We start from the raw sequence: 17,779 nt of genomic DNA, 5'->3' as shown, positions 1-17,779 counted from the left end.
GCACTTCCCCAACAAACAAAAAAAATAGCAACTATACAATTGCTATTTTTTTCTTGTAACCTTTTGCTTAATTTGCTTTTCTACGGCGTTTTAATGTATCGATTAATACCGCAACAACAATAATCAAACCTTTAATAATTTGTTGCCAATATGGATCAACTCCCAGCATATTTAATCCTTTGTTTGTTGTCCCAATAATTAAAGCACCGATAACGCACATAGGGATTGTACCAATACCGCCACTTAGCGATACCCCACCGATCACTGCTGCGGCAATTGCATCAAGCTCCCAAGATAAACCATAAGAGGGGTTACCTGCATAAGTACGAGCTGCCAGTAATGCCCCCACTAATCCAGACAAAGCACCGGCGAAAACATAAACCCAAATCAATGTTTTAGTTGTATTAATACCACAAATTTTTGCTGCGTTTAAATTACCACCAACTGCATAAACGTGACGGCCAAATGTTGAACGGCTCAGTAAAATGTGTGAAGCAATGACAATTACGATATAAACAAGTACTAAACCGGGTAATCCAAAGAAATCAACATCAGAAATCCAAGTAAATGCTTCAGAAGAGGCATCAATTGGACGACCTGAAGAATAAAGTTGAGCACCACCACGGGCAATAATCATCATACCTAAAGTAGCAATAAACGGAGGGATAGAGCCAAAAGCGGTTAAACTACCATTGATAGCCCCCATTGCAGCACCTAATACAATTGAAATCGCAAAAGCAAGTAATGCCGAACTTACTGTATCGCCACCAGTTACGATAGAAGCAGCCACAACAGAAGTCATCGCTACCATTGAACCAGAGGACAAATCAATCCCCGTTGTGATAATAGCAAAGGTTACTCCAATTGCAATGATCCCAAACATAGAAACTTGCTCAATAATACTCCAAACAGTACGAGCGGAAAAGAAACCATCAATTGATGCAGATAATGCTAAAAATAAGGCAATTAAAATAAACACCATTCCATAGGCGTTCAATATTTTTTTAAGCGTAGCATTTGACATAATAAATACCTCGATTGTTATTCTAGGGGAAATCTTTTTATACTTGACCTAAACCGGATGCTAATTCAAGCACCCGTTCTTGAGTCAATTCTTCTTGTGGAATAATTCCGGCTACACGACCTTCGTGCATTACCATCACTCTGTCACTCATCGAAAGCAATTCAAGCATATCTGATGTAATCATGATAATACTCTTACCTTGTTTTGCTAATTCCACCATGAGTTTATAAAGCTCAGCTTTTGCCCCAACATCAATACCTTTTGTTGGTTCATCTAAAATTAAAATATCCGGCTCAAGTAATAACCAACGAGCCAATAAAACTTTTTGCTGATTACCCCCAGATAAATTATTGGTAATGACCTCAACATTTGGTGCTTTAATTTTTAATTTATCTTTTTGAGCATTTGCTGACTTCTGTGCTTTTGTCACCGACACTAAAAAATTTTCCAAGTAAGGGGACATTCTAGGCATAATCATATTGTCAGTAATACTTAAATTTAAAAACAGTCCTGTTAACTTACGATCTTCCGTTACAAAGCCAATTTTGTATTTCATAGCATCTAACGGGGTTTTAATATCGGCTTTTTCGCCATGAACATAGATTTCACCACTATCAGCCAGTTTATAACCAAACAATCCCTCTACAATCTCAGAACGACCTGCACCAACTAGACCGGCAATACCAAAGATTTCTCCTCTACGCACTTGGAAATTAATATCATGATATTTGCCTGCACGAGAGAAATTTTTAATTTCGAGTACAACTTCATCAGAAATGACAATACGTTCACGTTGGAACATTTCTGACATATCACGACCAACCATCATAGAAATCAATTCATCTTTGGTTACTTCTGAGGTTAGTTTCGTACCTACATATTGACCATCACGAATTACTGTGATTTCATCAGAAACACGGAAAACTTCATCTAATTTATGTGAAATAAAGATAATTGAAATCCCTCTTTGTCTTACCGTTTCAATAATTTTATAAAGCTGTTCAACCTCTACTTCTGTTAATGCCGTTGTCGGTTCGTCCATAATAATTACTTTCGCATCATTAGAAACTGCGGTAGCAATCGCAACCAATTGTGCCTTCGCTACGGAAACATCTGACATTTTAGCGGTTACATCCATCGGAATACCCAATTCATTTAAGATTTCCGCTGTTTTACAATCCATTTCTTTTTGATTTAAAAAGAATTTACCACGAGTAATTTCTCGCCCAAGATAGAAATTATCTGCGATAGTTAAATTACCCGCAGGAGAAATTTCTTGTGGTACCATAGTCAACCCAGTGCGAATAGCATCAATCGGTGCACTCGGTTTAAAAGGCTTATCATCTAAAATTAATTCTCCACCGGCATCCGGCGTATAGATGCCGTAGAGAATTTTCATTAACGTTGATTTACCTGCACCGTTTTCCCCCATTAAGGCATGAATGGTTCCACGCTTGACTTTTAAGTTAATGCCGTCCAATGCTTTAACGCCGGGGAATGTTTTAGATACATTCCGCATCTCTAAAATATATGGAGAACGACTCAAATCATTCATTTAGAACTCCTTATTTTTATTGTCGTATTAATAACGGTAATTTCTAACAACAAAGAGCGGTTAATTTTTACTGTTTTCTATCATCTATATTTATCAATATATTGTGCTTTTTTATCCGGTGTAACCAATTCAAAAGGAATAAAGTTCAACTTAGGTACACTTTCACCTTTTGCCGCTTTATACGCTATTTCTGCACTGGTACGCCCTTGACCGGAAGCAGATTGATAAATTGTCGCATCCAAACCTTTACCTAAATACTCTAACGCATCAGGTGTTGCATCTAATCCAACAATCAACATATCCTCGTCTGCAATCCCTTTTTTACGGGCGGCAAGGAGTGCACCGATTGCCATCTCGTCATTATTACTGATCACTACATCAATTTTTTGACTACCTGATAACAAATTTTCTGTAATATCAATTGCTTTTGCTCTATCCCATTTACCTTCCTGTTTACTGATCACCTGAATTTCAGGGTGTTTTCTCAGAATATTTTCATTTCCTTCAGTGCGTTTAATTTGAGCATCCCAACCTAGAGGTCCCATTAAAATAATCGCATTTGCCGGCTTACCTTTTAATTGTTCTACAATAAAGTTTGCCTGCATTTCACCACCAGTAATCTCTTCTGACCCTACGTAACTGGTGATATATTTCATATCCTCATCTTTAGGCTTATTTGTCACCACAACTAACGGAATTTTTGCCTTTTTTGCCTTAACACCAATAGCTTTAATAATATCGCTATCTGTCGGCATAACTAACAAAGCATCTACACCAGAATCAATAAATGTTTCAATATCGCTTAACATTCTTGCCGGATCTGAATTTGCATCAGCATAACGAAAAGTAACATCAGCTTTTTCCTGATCAAATTTCTTCATAGCATCTTGCAAATAGGTAGGATATTTATCTGAAAGACTATACATCGCCACGCCAACGGTTAAATTTTTTGCCGTAACAATGGGGGAAAACAACGACGCTACTCCCAATAAAATAAACAATGATTTTTTGAACATAACTTTGTCTCTAGATGATAACGATCAACATTTGCTCAAGATAAAGGGTAGGTATTACACTACCCTTTGTGTTGGTTAAGAAGCGTCTATTTATATCTTGCTTGATATTCTTCTTTTTTATCCGGAGTAACTAGCTCAAAAGGAACCCATTTAACGCTTGGTACTTTTTCACCTTTAGCCGCTAAATAAGCCATTTCAGCTCCGGTGTAACCTTGACCTTGTGCGGATTGGAATACTGTCGCATCCAAACCTTTACCTAAATACTCTAACGCATCGGGAGTTGCATCTAAACCAACGATAGTAATGTCTTCGTCTTTGATACCTAACTTACGAGTTGCAAGAATTGCACCAATAGCCATTTCATCATTGTTACTCACAATAACGTTAATACCTTTATTCCCCGCCAATACGTTTTCTGCAATAGCTAAACCACGGTCACGTTCCCATCTACCTTCTTGCTTGCTCACTACTTTAATATTCTTGTGCTGAGCAAAAATTTCCTCATTACCTTGAGTACGTTTAGTGACTGCATCTTGCCCCAATGGTCCGAGTAAAATGAGACTCTCTGCATTTTTACCGGCTAGAGTATTGACAATAAAATTACCTTGAATTCGCCCCCCTTCAATTTCATCAGAACCAACAAAGCTGGTTACATATTGCATATGCTCATCATTTGGTTTACGGTTCACCACGATTAAAGGAATGCCCGCTTTTTTTGCTAACACGCCAATACGTTTTACTACTGTCGGATCCGTTGGAACCACAAGTAACGCATCAACATTTTGGTCGATAAAATTCTGAACTAAATTGACTTGAATATTGGGATCGCTATTTGAATCAGCCAATTTGATTTGCACATCATCATGTTTTTCATCAAAATCACGAACGGCATCTTGAAGATAAGTTTGCCATTTATCCGCAAAAGAGTTCATAGGTGCACCAATGACATAATTTTTTGCGATTACAGCTTGAGAGGTTAATAATAGACCGCCACATAACATAGCCAATAATGTTTTCTTCATAAGAACGCTACTCCTGGAAAGTTGAGTTAATCACTATTCTGAAATACAGCTATATTCCACTTGAAGAAATATAAATTCCAAAAATAAAACAATTTGAAATAAATTGTTTAAAACAGTATGTAACATTTATCAAGATACAGAGCAATGATGAAGTTAAAATTTTGTGAACAAGATCTACTTTTTGAGGGAAAAATTTTTAAAAATTAGAGATAAACAACATTTTAAATTTATACCTAAAAAATGCCGAGTCATTCAACTCGACCTTTTTAAATACTTATAAAAGTGCGGTGAAAATTACGCAATTTCTTTCACGTTAACCCAACGTCTTTCTTGGCAAGATTGTGCAATAGCATCTAATACACGAGAAACTTTAAAACCTTCTTCAAAGTCAGGATACATATTATGATTATTCGCTATTCCATTCACTAAATCACGAATTTCAACCGTTTTTTGATCATTAAAACCAATACCATGACCCGCACTTACACAGAAATTTTTATAATCTGCGTGTAACGGACCTGTCAAAATTGTTTTAAAGCCTTGACGAGCAGGATCTTCATCGTGAAGATAGAGTTTTAACTCTGCCATACGTTCTTGTGTGTAGGTAATTGTACCTTTTGTTCCGGTAATTACATAAGTCAATCCCATTTTACGTCCACAAGCAATACGAGACGTTTCAATGGTTCCCATACAACCGTTTGCAAAACGCACCATAGCAGTTGCTTGATCTTCGTTTTCTACCGGTAAACGCTCTGCAAGATTTTGGGGATTTGGGCGTTCTTTAACTACCGTCTCCATATCACCGATCACTTTTTCAATATCGCTACCTACTAAATATTGTGACATTTGCACAATGTGTGCTGCCAAATCACCTAATGCACCAAGTCCTGCTTTTTCACGAACACAATGCCAGTCTAAGGGTGTCGTATCTGATGCTAAATAGTCTTCATTATGCGTACCATAGAAATGGATTACTTCACCAATTTCACCACGCTCAATAATTTCACGAGCAAGTTGTGTAGTCGGATTTTTAATATAATTAAATCCCACAAGGGTTCTGACACCTGCTTTTTTTGCCGCCTCATACATGATTTTTGCATCAACTGCGGTTAATGCTAAGGGTTTTTCAGAATAAACATGTTTACCATTAGCAATAGCGGCTAAAGCAATTTCTTTGTGCAAGAAATTGGGTGTACAAATATCAACAACATCTATATTTGGATCGGATACTACATCTCGCCAGTCACCTGTCGAACGATTAAAACCAAATTCTTGTGCTTTTTGTTGTGCCAGTTCTGGTGTGATTTCAGCTAAATATTCCAAAACCAATTCAGCCTCAAGAGGAAAAACTGTCGGTGCTTGTGCATAAGCAATCGCATGACAACGACCAATATAACCTGTTCCGATTAAACCGACTCGGACTTTTTTCATTTTCATTTCCTTTTCTTGCAAAAGAAGATAGCTAAAAAACTATCTTCTTTACATTAACTTAAATTTTTATTCTGTTGTCTAGTTTATAGGGTTGGCATACTGAATGCTGCTTGTGATGAAAGATCTTTCTCTGGCCAACGTGTTGTTACAGTTTTCATTTTGGTATAAAAACGAACACCGTCTGGACCGTAAGCATTTAATGCACCGTAAGCGGATTCTTTCCATCCCCCGAAACAATGGAATGCCATCGGCACCGGAATTGGCACATTCACGCCCACCATACCTGCTTGTACTTGATATGCAAATTCACGAGCTGCCGCACCATTATTGGTAAAGATTGCTGCACCATTACCGAATTGATGCTCATTAATTAGTTTCATAGCCTCTTGGAAATTTTTCGCACGGACAATGCCTAATACTGGACCAAAAATTTCTTCTTTGTAAATAGTCATATCAGGAGTTACATGGTCAAATAAACACCCTCCAATAAAGAAACCATTCTCGTAACCAGCAGGGAATTTATCACGTCCATCAACCACTAAAGTTGCCCCCTCTGACACACCTATATCTACATAACGTTTTACGTTATCACGATGTTGACGAGTAATTAATGGACCAAAATCATTTTCTTTTTCGCCTTCTTTAGTGAGACCGGGACCATAACGTAATGCCTCTACTTTCGGTTTTAATGCTGCGACTAATTTATCTGCCGTTTCATCATCAATGGTTACTGCTAAAGGTAATGCCATACAGCGTTCACCGGCTGCACCGAATGCCGCACCTAATAGTGCGTTAGCTGTTGCTTCAATATCTACATCAGGCATCACTAAACCGTGATTTTTCGCCGCACCCAGTGCTTGAACACGTTTACCATGTGCCGAACCAATCGCATGAACATGTGCCGCAGCCGTAGTTGAACCCACAAAGCTTACAGCTTTCACTCGAGGATCACGCAATAAAATTTCATTGTCTTGACGATCACCATGCACTACATTAAACACACCATCCGGTAACCCCGCCTCTTTTAATAATTCAGCCAAACGAATAGATAAAGATGGATCGGCTTTCGCCGGTTTTAAGATAAATGTATTACCGCAAGCAAGTGCAATCGGAAACATCCACATTGGAACCATCGCAGGAAAATTAAATGGTGTGATACCTACACAAACTCCTAAAGGTTGCATGGCTGAATGAATATCAATCCCACGACCGGCTTGTTCAGAAAATTCACCTTTTACTAAATGTGGAATGCCACAAGCAAACTCCACAACTTCTAAACCACGAGTTAGTTCACCTTGTGCATCAGAGAAAACTTTACCATGTTCTTCGGTAATTAAACGAGCTAAGTCATCCCAATCACGTTCTAACAATTGCTTAAATTTAAACATTACACGGGCACGACGAAGTGGCGAAGTCGCAGCCCAAGCAGGAAATGCCTTTTGTGCAACTTCAACCGCTTCATTTACCTCTTCTGCAGTACTCATCATTACTTGGCGAATTTGCTCACCCGTGGCTGGATTATAAATAGGCCAAGCTTTAGTACCTTTACTTGCTACTTGTTTACCATTGATAAAGTTCAAAACCGTTTCCATTATTTTCTCCTTAAGTATTTTTGCTCAATCACAAAGCATTTCTTGCTACGTCTTTAGAGTAGATCAATGGAATAAAATTTTCAATTCATTTTATTGAAAACGAAATATTTATTTCATTTTTGTGATCTAGATTTGATTTTTGCTAAATCTATCAACTCAACTAATCAAAATTTAATCGCAACAATTCTTGGCAGATAGAAGGATTAATAAAATCATAAATCTGCACACCTCTAAAACTACGTTTCGCCAATTGTTTCCATAATCGACTAGAGTATTCATTCAAATATGCTGCATAAGCATCCGGATACTGCAATTCACCATTAGTCGCACTAATATGATTTAACAACAGTATGTCCGAGTGTACCTCTCTGCCTTTTTCAATCAGCGTTTTAATTGCCACACATTTTTCTTCTACTGTCGGACCATCCCACAAGTCTTGTAACAAAATCTGCGAATTATCATGCCAATTGGCTGCCCATAATTCACCGTTTATTTTGTTAATTGACATACTTGGCGGAGCACATTCGATCGGAACAATTTTTCCAGCCGCTTGTGCAATAGTTGGCCATTTTGGATTGCCATCTTGAACAATTTGAGAATGCTCCCAAGCATAAAACAAAGATTTATATTGCTGTACTTTTGACAACAACGCTTCGCCATATTCAGGAAAATCATCTTTCCGTTCATTTGCATTTTGAATACGCATTAAAACGAATTCCTGTGGATTTTTTTGTAAAAACTCACCGCACTTTTCAAAAATTTCCTCTGCTCGAATATCACTAACCCATTCTCGATGGGCTGCAACCATTTCTTTGCGTAAACGAATGTCTAAAAATCTAACACCGCAATCCAATTGCTCCGCTATTGATAAATCCTGTGTTCGATAATAACGTTCATAACACGTTGATGTGGCAGAGTCATGAGTTCCTGGAATAATCAATTCGGTAATGCGAAGATCGGGATTACATTGCCTAATACACTGACTTCCTATTATTTTTTGACCATTCATAAAAAACGCCTATTGATTACTAGTTTTTGATTGCTGTTTCTGTTTCATTTTAATTAAAGTATGTGACATAAAAACAGAAATTAACGCAAGAATCGCAAGCCCAAAGAAAGCACAAGCTAACACTTGCGTATCAGTTAAATAAGAGCGGATAATTTGTCCTGTAGCATCTTTTGCCGGTGATTTAACCAAGCCGCCTAATACAATTGGTGCTAATAAAGCAGGAAAATAGCCAATAGTAATGGCGAAAGACATTGCTGCTGAGGAATGCTTTTTATCAACCCCCATCTCACCGATTGGGGCATAATAAACACCTCGAATCATGAAGATACAAGCTGATGCACATAACATAAGAACTACCAGTGTCCAGAACATACTGGAAGAAATGAGTCCTACCGGGGTATTATCTGGAATATAACCATCAGCATATAAAGAAATATCTGGATGATTGGTAAAAAAGATAATTCCAATTACAGAAAGAATAACCACTAAAATAATTTGCATCATTCGCATGAAGTGTGCGGTAGAAGCAAAGACTTTTTCTACTAAAACGGAAGAAACCAAAGGTAACATTCTCAATGCAATAACTACTGTTGCAAAAACTGCCGCAGCAACCGCACTTGTACCATATCCACCTTGTAAAAAACGGGCAAAATAGGTCCCAGCGGCAACAAACGCACCATAAATACAGAACACATTAATTCCGGCAATCCAAACAACCGGTAATTTAGCTACACGAGCAACACCCTGAATAGCTTCTTTGGTCGTATTAACTTGAGTATCTTCATCTCCGACTTTTTGATCTTTAGGTACAATAAAAAACACTGCAATACCAGTAATAATAACAATAATACAACTTGTCATCATCATTGCCTTCGGGCCGACTTTATAATAAAGCATCACCGTCCATAACAAGGAGATAAGGAAAGCAAGCAACCCACGACCAAACTCAAATAATCCAAATACCATACCTTGATGTTTTTCCGTGGTTGAAATTCTTAATGCTTTGAAATTAGCCGGTTTAAATAATACCTCACTAAAAAATAACATAGAGAAGAAACAAGCCAGTAACACAGGCATGCTAAGTCCCGGAGATGAGAGGGTTAGAAATAAAGAAATTCCACCCACACCAACCGTAGATAGCAACATAATAGAACGAATTGAAAAACGGTCACCAACCCAACCTAAAGCAATAGTCCCTAAAATAATTACAAGTCCTTGCATAGAATATAAATAACCGGCTTGTTGATCCGTTACCCCTAAAGCGGCAGGAAAACCACCAGGTACGCTATTACGAATATCCCAAAAAGCATAAATCAATTGTGCATTAACAGTGATCAGAATGAGTTGAAAAAATGAGGCTGGGGTAAACCCATATTTTTGCAAAAAGCTTTTCATACAAAACTCCTTTATTTTTAATTAACAAAGATTTCTATACTACTAAATCTTATAAAACGCCTAGTTTATATACTGCAAAAAAAAATCATAAATAAAACATTTTTATCAAATTCTAATATAAGTAAAATAATTATTTTGTGATCTATCTCTGATTTTTCTATATTTCTCATAGCGAAATTTACGCAGTGCGGTATGATTTCGGCAAAATTTTATCAATAGATCACTTTGGGGAAGAATATGAGTTACTTATTATCTAAATCACGCAAAGACAATCCTGCTGCAAATGGTGAAGTACAAAAAATCACACCAGAAAGTGCCGGTTGGGAATATGTCGGTTTTGAAATGTATCATTTGCAAGCAGGGCAGACATTAAGTTTTAATACAGAAACTACTGAGACTTGTTTTGTTTTAGTAAGTGGTAAAGCCACTGTCTCAGCTGGCGGTGAAACATATAATAATATTGGTAATCGAACTACACCGTTTGAGAAAATTCCGCCTTATTCGGTGTACGCTCCACACCATCAACAAATAGAAATTAAAGCTGAAACTTATTTAGAGTTGGCTGTTTGTCGAGCACCAAGTAACGGTGACTTGCCTGTACGTTTAATTACCCCTGAACAAGTGGGAGTAGAACGACGTGGTTTTGGTAATAACAAACGCCTTGTACACAATATCTTGCCGGAAACCGAAAAGGCAGATGCCTTGCTAGTGGTTGAAGTATTTACTGATGAAGGAAATACCAGTTCCTACCCAAGCCACAAGCATGACCAAAAAGATAGTCCTGATGAAACTTACTTAGAAGAAAGTTATTATCATCGTTTTGATAAACCACAAGGTTTTGCTCTGCAACGTGTCTATACGGACGACCGCACTTTGGACGAATGTATGGCGGTATATGATGGCGATGTGGTGCTGGTACCAAAAGGTTATCACCCAGTTGCCACTATTGCCGGTTATAACAACTATTACCTTAATGTTATGGCGGGACCTGTACGTAAATGGAAATTTACTTGGGAACAAGATCATCAGTGGATCAACAGCTCTGCTTATGCCGACAAATTTAAATAACACTGTTTGAGGAGCAAAAGGCGGAATTTGAAATCTTACATTTCCGCCTTTTTAGTGTCTTTGATTAATCCTAAAATCTTGACTAATATTCACTCAAAAATCCACCGCTCTGATGTTGCCAAAGCTTTGCATACAAACCGTTTTTCTCCAGCAATTCAGTATGAGTGCCTTGCTCAACAATTCGTCCTTGATCTAATACAATTAATCTATCCATGGCAGCAATTGTAGATAAACGATGAGCAATGGCAATCACTGTTTTATTTTCCATCATTTTGTCCAAACTATTCTGAATAGCGATTTCCACTTCAGAATCTAACGCACTGGTTGCTTCATCCAGTAACAAAATCGGTGCATCTTTTAACATCACTCGAGCAATAGCAATACGCTGACGTTGCCCCCCGGAAAGTTTTACTCCTCGCTCTCCCACATGAGCATCATAACCTTGTCTCCCTTGAGAATCACTCAAAAATGGAATAAACTCCGCTGCCTCTGCTCGCTTTGCAGCTTCAATCATTTCTTCTTCTGTCGCTTCCGGACGACCGTAAACAATATTATCCCGAACAGAACGATGCAATAAAGAAGTATCTTGTGTGACCAAACCAATTTGGCGACGTAAACTTTCTTGTGAAACATCTGCGACACTCTGCCCGTCAATAGTGATAGAACCTTGCTGAGTTTCATAAAATCGCAGTAATAAATTTACAATTGTAGACTTTCCTGCTCCGGAACGACCAATCAGCCCTACTTTCTCTCCGGCTTTAATATGTAAATTAAAATTTGTTAGTAAAGGCTTATCCGGTGTATAAGCAAAGTCTACATTGTTAAAATGAATATTTCCTTGTTTAATCTCCAAATCTTGTGCGTCCGGTTTATCCACAATAGTTAGCGGTTTTGTCAGTGTTGCCATGCCATCATTTACAGTACCGATATTTTCAAACAAGCGTGCCATTTCCCACATAATCCAACGAGATAATCCATTCACTCTTAGTGCCATTGCCAACGCAGTAGCAATGGCTCCTACACCGACCAAACCTTTTCCCCATAACACAATCCCTAGAATTCCCGTACTTAAGGTTAACGCTACATTTGTGCTATAAGTCAGAGTATCTAAGGAAGTAGCAAGACGCATTTGTGCATGAACAGTCATCATAAAATCTTGCATGGATCGCTTTGCATAAGCTGCCTCTCTTGCACCATGAGAAAAAAGCTTAACAGTGGAAATATTGGCATAAGCATCAGTAATTCTACCTGTCATTAATGATCTTGAGTCCGCTTGTTGTTCTGCTTTTTTAGCCAGTTCAGGAATAACAATCCATAAAATAACCACAAAAACTATTAGCCATAGAACAAAAGGAACTAATAACCATATATCTAATGCTGCTAAAACAATACCTGAGGTAACAAAATAGACCAAAATATAAACCATCATGTCTGCCAAAGTAAGCACTGTATCACGCAATGCCAACGCTGTTTGCATGACTTTTGCAGACACTCGACCGGCAAATTCATCTTGATAAAAACTTAAACTTTGCCCCAACATCAAACGATGAAAATTCCAACGCAAACGCATTGGAAAAACACCCTGTAAGGTTTGCAAACGTGTAGCTGATGCTAAAAAAGACCATATAATGCTAAATAGCAATAAAATCAACATCCCAACTAAATAAGCACCTTTTTCTACCCATAAAGTTTGCACGTCATATTGACTGAGCCATTCCACCAAAACGCCCATAAATTGGAAAAGAATTGCCTCCATTGCCCCCAATCCGAACGATAAGAAAGCAAGTAGGAAAATCCATTTTTTCATTCCTTCCAAATTTGACCAAATAAATCGAAACAGACCTTGATGTAGGTGATTGAACGTCTGTTCCGGATAAGGATTTAAACGACTTTCAAACCACACAAAAATTTTATTCAACATTCATTATTTCCTATTTAGTTTTAGTGTTTTAAGCATACATAATGTAAGGATTATTTAATAAAATCTCATCAAATTATTTAGCCCGCTTTTCTAAAGCTCGTAATACCGCTGCAGGAACTAATCGGGACACATCACCTTGATGTAAAAAAATATCTCGTACAATAGTTGAAGAAACATAAGACCACTGCTCGGTCGGGGGTAAAAATAAACTTTCTACACCATTCGTCAACAAACGATTTAAATGTGCAAGTTGTGATTCATATTCAAAATCCATTGTCGTGCGTACCCCTCGAATAATCGCATCAATTTGTCTTGCTTTAACCACATTTGCCAATAAATCATCAAACCCTATTACCTCTACATTGTCTAAATGAACAACAGACAATTGAACTAATTCAACTCGCTCAGCTAAATTAAATAAAGGTTGTTTACTCGGGTTTTTTGCCACAGCAACAATAACTTTGCTAAATAAGACCGCACTACGCTGAATAATATCCATATGTCCATTGGTAATAGGATCAAAAGTGCCAGGATAAATAACCGTTGTCATTATTCTTTCTCCAAATAAGGCTGTAGTAATTCAAATAGTCGTTGTAATGCACCACGATTTTGGACCAATACTTCATAACCGGCATTACCATAGCGTTCACATAATTGAGGAGAAGATAACAAATTTTTTACCGCACTTTCCAGCTCTTGGCTATTTTCATTGACTAACACTACCCCTTGAACCTCTGATAAGTTTTGGTAAACCACCGGAAAATTAAAAGTATATTGACCGCTAATCACAGGTAACTTAAAAGCGAGAGGCTCTAAAGGATTATGCCCCCCATGCTTGACTAAACTTCCCCCCACAAAGGCAATATCGGAAATACCGTACATTAACATCAACTCCCCCATGGTATCTCCAAGTACAACCTGTGTTAATAAATCGGGATTAACATGTGCAGAACGGCGAATATAGCTAAGCTTTTGCTTTTCAATTAACTCTGCGACAAGGTTAAAACGTTCAGGATGACGAGGTACTAAAATTAATAACAACTGCGGATAAGTTTTTAGCAACTTTTGATGAGCCTGCAAAATAATCATTTCCTCGCCTTCATGTGTGCTTGCAGCAATCCAAACTGGGCGATTTTGGCTCCAAGATTGGCGAAGTGCGGTAATTTTTTTCTCTAATTCATCACTCACCACTAAGTCATATTTGATATTTCCCGTCAATTTTAATTTTGACGGATTGTAGCCCAAATCAATATAACGCCGCAGGCTTACCTCGTCTTGCGGTGCAATCAGGCTAATCTGACTAAACATATTTTGTAATTGTGCTTTAACCCAGCCATAGCGTTTTGCCGAACGTTCAGACAATCTTGCATTAGCAATAACAAAAGGAATATCTCGTAAATATAATTGTTTAATTAAATTCGGCCAAATTTCCGTTTCAATCACAATGCACATTTTCGGTTTTACAAAATCAATAAAACGCAAAATTGCATCGGGTAAATCATAAGGTAAATAAACATGGAAGACGGATTGACCAAAAGCGGCTTTGACACGATCTGATCCCGTTGGTGTCACCGTTGTAAACGTTATAGATAAATGTGGATATTGCTGTTGTATCTTTTTAACTAAAGGAGTTGCCGCAATCACTTCCCCCACAGAAGCCGCATGAATCACAACCCCATTCGGCTTCGGTTCAGTCAGCGAAGGATAAAAAGCGTAACGTTCTAAAATACGTTTTCGATAATTCGGCGACTTAAAACTGCGTATAAGGTTATACACCAAGACAAATGGCTGAATACAGTACATTATTGAGGTATAAAAAAAAGACCACATAAATTTTAGACATTAAGAAAACGAGAAATTATGAATACTAAAAAGTGCGGTATCAATTACCGCACTTTTTATGAATGAACTAAAATCAGTTTTTTGCTTTCGCTGCCGCTTTAACAATGACAGCGAACGCTGACGCTTTTAACGATGCACCACCAACTAATGCACCATCAATATCAGGCTGAGTAAACAATTCTGCTGCATTTGCATCATTGACGGAACCGCCATATTGAATAATTACCCGTTCGGCAACGGCTTGGCTTTGTTTTGCAATATGACCTCGAATAAAGGCATGTACTGCTTGTGCTTGAGCTGGAGTCGCCGATTTACCTGTACCGATAGCCCAAATCGGTTCATAAGCAATTACTGCACCGTTAAATGCTTCAACACCTAGTGTATTCATCACCGCATCAATTTGACGTGCACAAACCTCTTCCGTTTTGCCTGCTTCATTTTCAGCTTCGCTTTCACCGATACATAATACAGGAACTAAACCCGCATCTTTTAACACACCAAATTTTTTCGCAATAAATTCATCACTTTCATGATGATATTGACGTCGCTCAGAATGACCGATAATGACATATTTTACACCAAAGTCTTTTAACATTTCTGTTGAAATATCACCGGTAAATGCACCTTGTTTGTTTAAATCAACATTTTGAGTACCTAAAGCAATATCACTGCTGACCAGTGCAGTTTCAGCTTCCGCTAAATACATGACAGGCGGTGCAATTGCCACATCACAGCCTGACACCGCATTAAGTTCATCTTTTAAACCAGCAATAAGTTCTTTTGTAAAGGCTTTACTACCATTTAATTTCCAGTTACCCATGACTAAAGGACGACGAGCCATTTTATGTTCTCCATAATAATTAATAAAAAAATTCTGTCAGTACTATACTCTTTTTTGCAAAAATTTTCCTGTATCCATAAAAAATTTTTCATAAAAGATGATTATTTTGTACTAAAAAGATAAAATCTACTGTATGAATTTCATAAATTTTGAACAATTATTGAGAAATGAAAATATTTAAAGCTGAACTATGGAATTTGGACGCTTTATTGTCTTTGTTTGAACAATACCGCCTCACCCATAATATGATAGAAAATCCGGAGCGAACTCTTATTTTTTTATCAAACCGAATTCGATTTAGTGAAAGTATCTTCTTTCTCGCCGTCGATAATCAGCAAAACCCTGTCGGCTTTATTCAACTCTATCCTCGCTTTTCTTCATTACAACTGCAACGTTATTGGCAATTAAATGATATTTTTGTCAAAAATACCCAAAATAAGAGTGAAATTTACACCGCACTTATTGCAAAAGCAAAAGAATTTGTCAGTTATACTCAATCGACACTTTTAGTCATGGAACAAAATCTGCAACAACCGGAATTATTAATAAGAGAAGGTTTTAAACTTAACCGGCAAAAGTCTATTTTTGAATTAAATCTTATCTGAAGTGTCTTAAATTTGCCCCTTACGTAGCTAAGATACGCTTTTATACTAAGGGGCAATAGCCAAGACAAACACACCGAATTTACAATTTTTCCACCAAACTAATTGCACTACCGATATACGTTTCCGGTGTAAGTTGTTTTAAACGAGCTTTTTCATGAGCTGGAATTTCCAACTTCTCAATAAACTCACGCATCGCCTCTGCATTAACACGCTTACCTCGCGTCAACTCCTTTAGCTTTTCATAAGGTTTTTCAATACCATAACGACGCATCACAGTTTGAATTGGTTCAGCCAGCACTTCCCAATTTTGATTTAATTCTTCACGTAAGTGCGGTTCATTTACCTCAAGTTTACTGATACCTTTTAATGTTGCCGCATAAGCAATTAAACAATAACCAAGCCCCACACCTAAATTGCGTAAAACTGTCGAGTCGGTTAAATCACGTTGCCAACGTGAAATCGGTAATTTTGCACCTAAATGCGACATAACAGCATTCGCTAAGCCAAGGTTACCTTCTGAATTTTCAAAATCAATCGGATTCACTTTGTGCGGCATGGTAGACGATCCAATTTCACCGGCAATAGTACGTTGTTTGAAATGATTTAAGGCAATATACCCCCATAAATCACGGTCAAAATCGATAATAATAGTGTTAAAACGAGCTACATTATCAAAAAACTCCGCAATGTAATCATGAGGTTCAATTTGGGTTGTATAAGGATTCCAAGTTAAACCTAATGAGGTAACAAATTCTTGGCTAAATTGATGCCAATCAATCTCAGGATAGGCAGATAAATGGGCATTATAATTTCCTACCGCACCATTAATTTTGCCTAGAATTTCCACGTGTTGTAACTGTTTAAACTGGCGTTGTAAGCGATATACCACATTCGCCATTTCTTTACCTATTGTGGTAGGTGAGGCAGGTTGTCCATGAGTGCGGGATAATAATGGAATTGCTTTATACTCTGTAGCAAGGCGAGTGATTTCATCAATTAACTTACGCCACTCAGGTAAAAGTACTTCATCACGTGCATTTTTTAACATTAACGCATAAGAAAGATTGTTGATATCCTCCGAAGTACAAGCAAAATGGATAAACTCACTAATCGCCACTAATTCAGGTATTGCCAGACTTTTTTCTTTTAAGAAATATTCAACCGCTTTTACATCATGATTTGTAATACGTTCAATTTCTTTAATGCGTTCAGCATCTTGCAAACTGAAATTTTCTACCAATTGATTTAAGTAATCGTTTGCCTCTTTAGATAAAGAAGAAACTTCTTGAATAGTGCCTGTTGCAGATAATTTTTGTAACCAACGAACTTCGACAGTTACACGAAATTTCAGTAAACCGAATTCGCTAAAAATGCTACGTAAAGCAGTTACTTTGTCTTGATAACGACCATCTATCGGGGAAAGTGCGGTCAATGCGTTGAATTGCATAAAAGAATTAC

The 17,779-nt window shown here is 37.5% G+C and carries 15 protein-coding genes; 2 read left to right on the top strand and 13 right to left on the bottom strand.

Annotated features, from left to right (window positions below):
* Window positions 1-67 precede the first annotated feature (67 nt).
* The 8 genes from HNR69_RS08925 to HNR69_RS08890 form a co-directional block, all read right to left on the bottom strand.
* Window positions 68-1,024, bottom strand: a complete 957-nt coding sequence (locus tag HNR69_RS08925; RefSeq protein ID WP_012341274.1) for an ABC transporter permease — start codon at window positions 1,022-1,024, stop codon at window positions 68-70.
* Window positions 1,025-1,061: 37 nt separating this feature from the next.
* On the bottom strand, window positions 1,062-2,579 hold the full coding sequence (locus HNR69_RS08920) for a sugar ABC transporter ATP-binding protein (protein ID WP_075294253.1): 1,518 nt from the start codon (window positions 2,577-2,579) through the stop codon (window positions 1,062-1,064).
* Window positions 2,580-2,659: 80 nt separating this feature from the next.
* Window positions 2,660-3,595, bottom strand: a complete 936-nt coding sequence (locus tag HNR69_RS08915) for a sugar ABC transporter substrate-binding protein (RefSeq protein ID WP_012341272.1) — start codon at window positions 3,593-3,595, stop codon at window positions 2,660-2,662.
* 86 nt (window positions 3,596-3,681) lie between these two features.
* A complete protein-coding gene (locus tag HNR69_RS08910; RefSeq protein WP_011609728.1) occupies window positions 3,682-4,617 on the bottom strand; it encodes a substrate-binding domain-containing protein in 936 nt (311 codons plus the stop codon).
* 294 nt (window positions 4,618-4,911) lie between these two features.
* Entirely contained in the window at window positions 4,912-6,048 is a 1,137-nt protein-coding gene (locus tag HNR69_RS08905; protein ID WP_012341270.1) for a Gfo/Idh/MocA family protein, read from the bottom strand.
* Between the two features lie 83 nt (window positions 6,049-6,131).
* Window positions 6,132-7,640: a CoA-acylating methylmalonate-semialdehyde dehydrogenase gene (locus HNR69_RS08900; RefSeq protein WP_012341269.1), complete on the bottom strand. Its 1,509-nt coding sequence runs from the start codon at window positions 7,638-7,640 to the stop codon at window positions 6,132-6,134.
* A 160-nt stretch (window positions 7,641-7,800) separates the two neighbouring features.
* Window positions 7,801-8,649, bottom strand: a complete 849-nt coding sequence (locus HNR69_RS08895; RefSeq protein WP_075294254.1) for a phosphatidylinositol-specific phospholipase C — start codon at window positions 8,647-8,649, stop codon at window positions 7,801-7,803.
* Window positions 8,650-8,658: 9 nt separating this feature from the next.
* Window positions 8,659-10,044: an MFS transporter gene (locus tag HNR69_RS08890; protein ID WP_075294255.1), complete on the bottom strand. Its 1,386-nt coding sequence runs from the start codon at window positions 10,042-10,044 to the stop codon at window positions 8,659-8,661.
* A gap of 237 nt (window positions 10,045-10,281) precedes the next feature.
* Between HNR69_RS08890 and iolB the strand changes: the two genes are divergently transcribed.
* Window positions 10,282-11,112 (top strand): 5-deoxy-glucuronate isomerase, encoded by an 831-nt coding sequence (gene iolB, locus HNR69_RS08885; protein WP_011609733.1) that lies wholly within the window; start codon window positions 10,282-10,284, stop codon window positions 11,110-11,112.
* Window positions 11,113-11,194: 82 nt separating this feature from the next.
* Here iolB and HNR69_RS08880 read toward each other — a convergent pair whose 3' ends face one another.
* The 4 genes from HNR69_RS08880 to tpiA form a co-directional block, all read right to left on the bottom strand.
* Window positions 11,195-13,033 carry an ABC transporter ATP-binding protein gene (locus HNR69_RS08880; RefSeq protein WP_075294256.1) on the bottom strand — a complete coding sequence of 613 codons (1,839 nt, stop codon included), beginning with the start codon at window positions 13,031-13,033 and terminating at the stop codon, window positions 11,195-11,197.
* Between the two features lie 73 nt (window positions 13,034-13,106).
* Window positions 13,107-13,583 (bottom strand): pantetheine-phosphate adenylyltransferase, encoded by a 477-nt coding sequence (gene coaD / locus HNR69_RS08875; RefSeq protein WP_012341265.1) that lies wholly within the window; start codon window positions 13,581-13,583, stop codon window positions 13,107-13,109.
* A complete protein-coding gene (gene waaA / locus HNR69_RS08870) occupies window positions 13,583-14,863 on the bottom strand; it encodes a lipid IV(A) 3-deoxy-D-manno-octulosonic acid transferase (protein WP_075294257.1) in 1,281 nt (426 codons plus the stop codon). The genes coaD and waaA overlap by 1 nt, the downstream gene beginning before the upstream one ends.
* 85 nt (window positions 14,864-14,948) lie before the next feature.
* Complete coding sequence (gene tpiA / locus HNR69_RS08865) at window positions 14,949-15,716, bottom strand: triose-phosphate isomerase (protein ID WP_075294258.1); 768 nt, start codon at window positions 15,714-15,716, stop codon at window positions 14,949-14,951.
* A gap of 167 nt (window positions 15,717-15,883) precedes the next feature.
* Between tpiA and HNR69_RS08860 the strand changes: the two genes are divergently transcribed.
* On the top strand, window positions 15,884-16,321 hold the full coding sequence (locus HNR69_RS08860; RefSeq protein ID WP_075294259.1) for a GNAT family N-acetyltransferase: 438 nt from the start codon (window positions 15,884-15,886) through the stop codon (window positions 16,319-16,321).
* 79 nt (window positions 16,322-16,400) lie between these two features.
* On the opposite strand, the gene purB is transcribed toward HNR69_RS08860, so the two are convergent.
* Window positions 16,401-17,768 (bottom strand): adenylosuccinate lyase, encoded by a 1,368-nt coding sequence (purB, locus tag HNR69_RS08855; protein WP_011609739.1) that lies wholly within the window; start codon window positions 17,766-17,768, stop codon window positions 16,401-16,403.
* Between the last annotated feature and the right edge of the window lie 11 nt (window positions 17,769-17,779).

The organism is Histophilus somni (assembly GCF_014202395.1).
Classification (GTDB): domain Bacteria; phylum Pseudomonadota; class Gammaproteobacteria; order Enterobacterales; family Pasteurellaceae; genus Histophilus; species Histophilus somni.
This window is presented reverse-complemented; position numbering and strand designations above follow the sequence as displayed.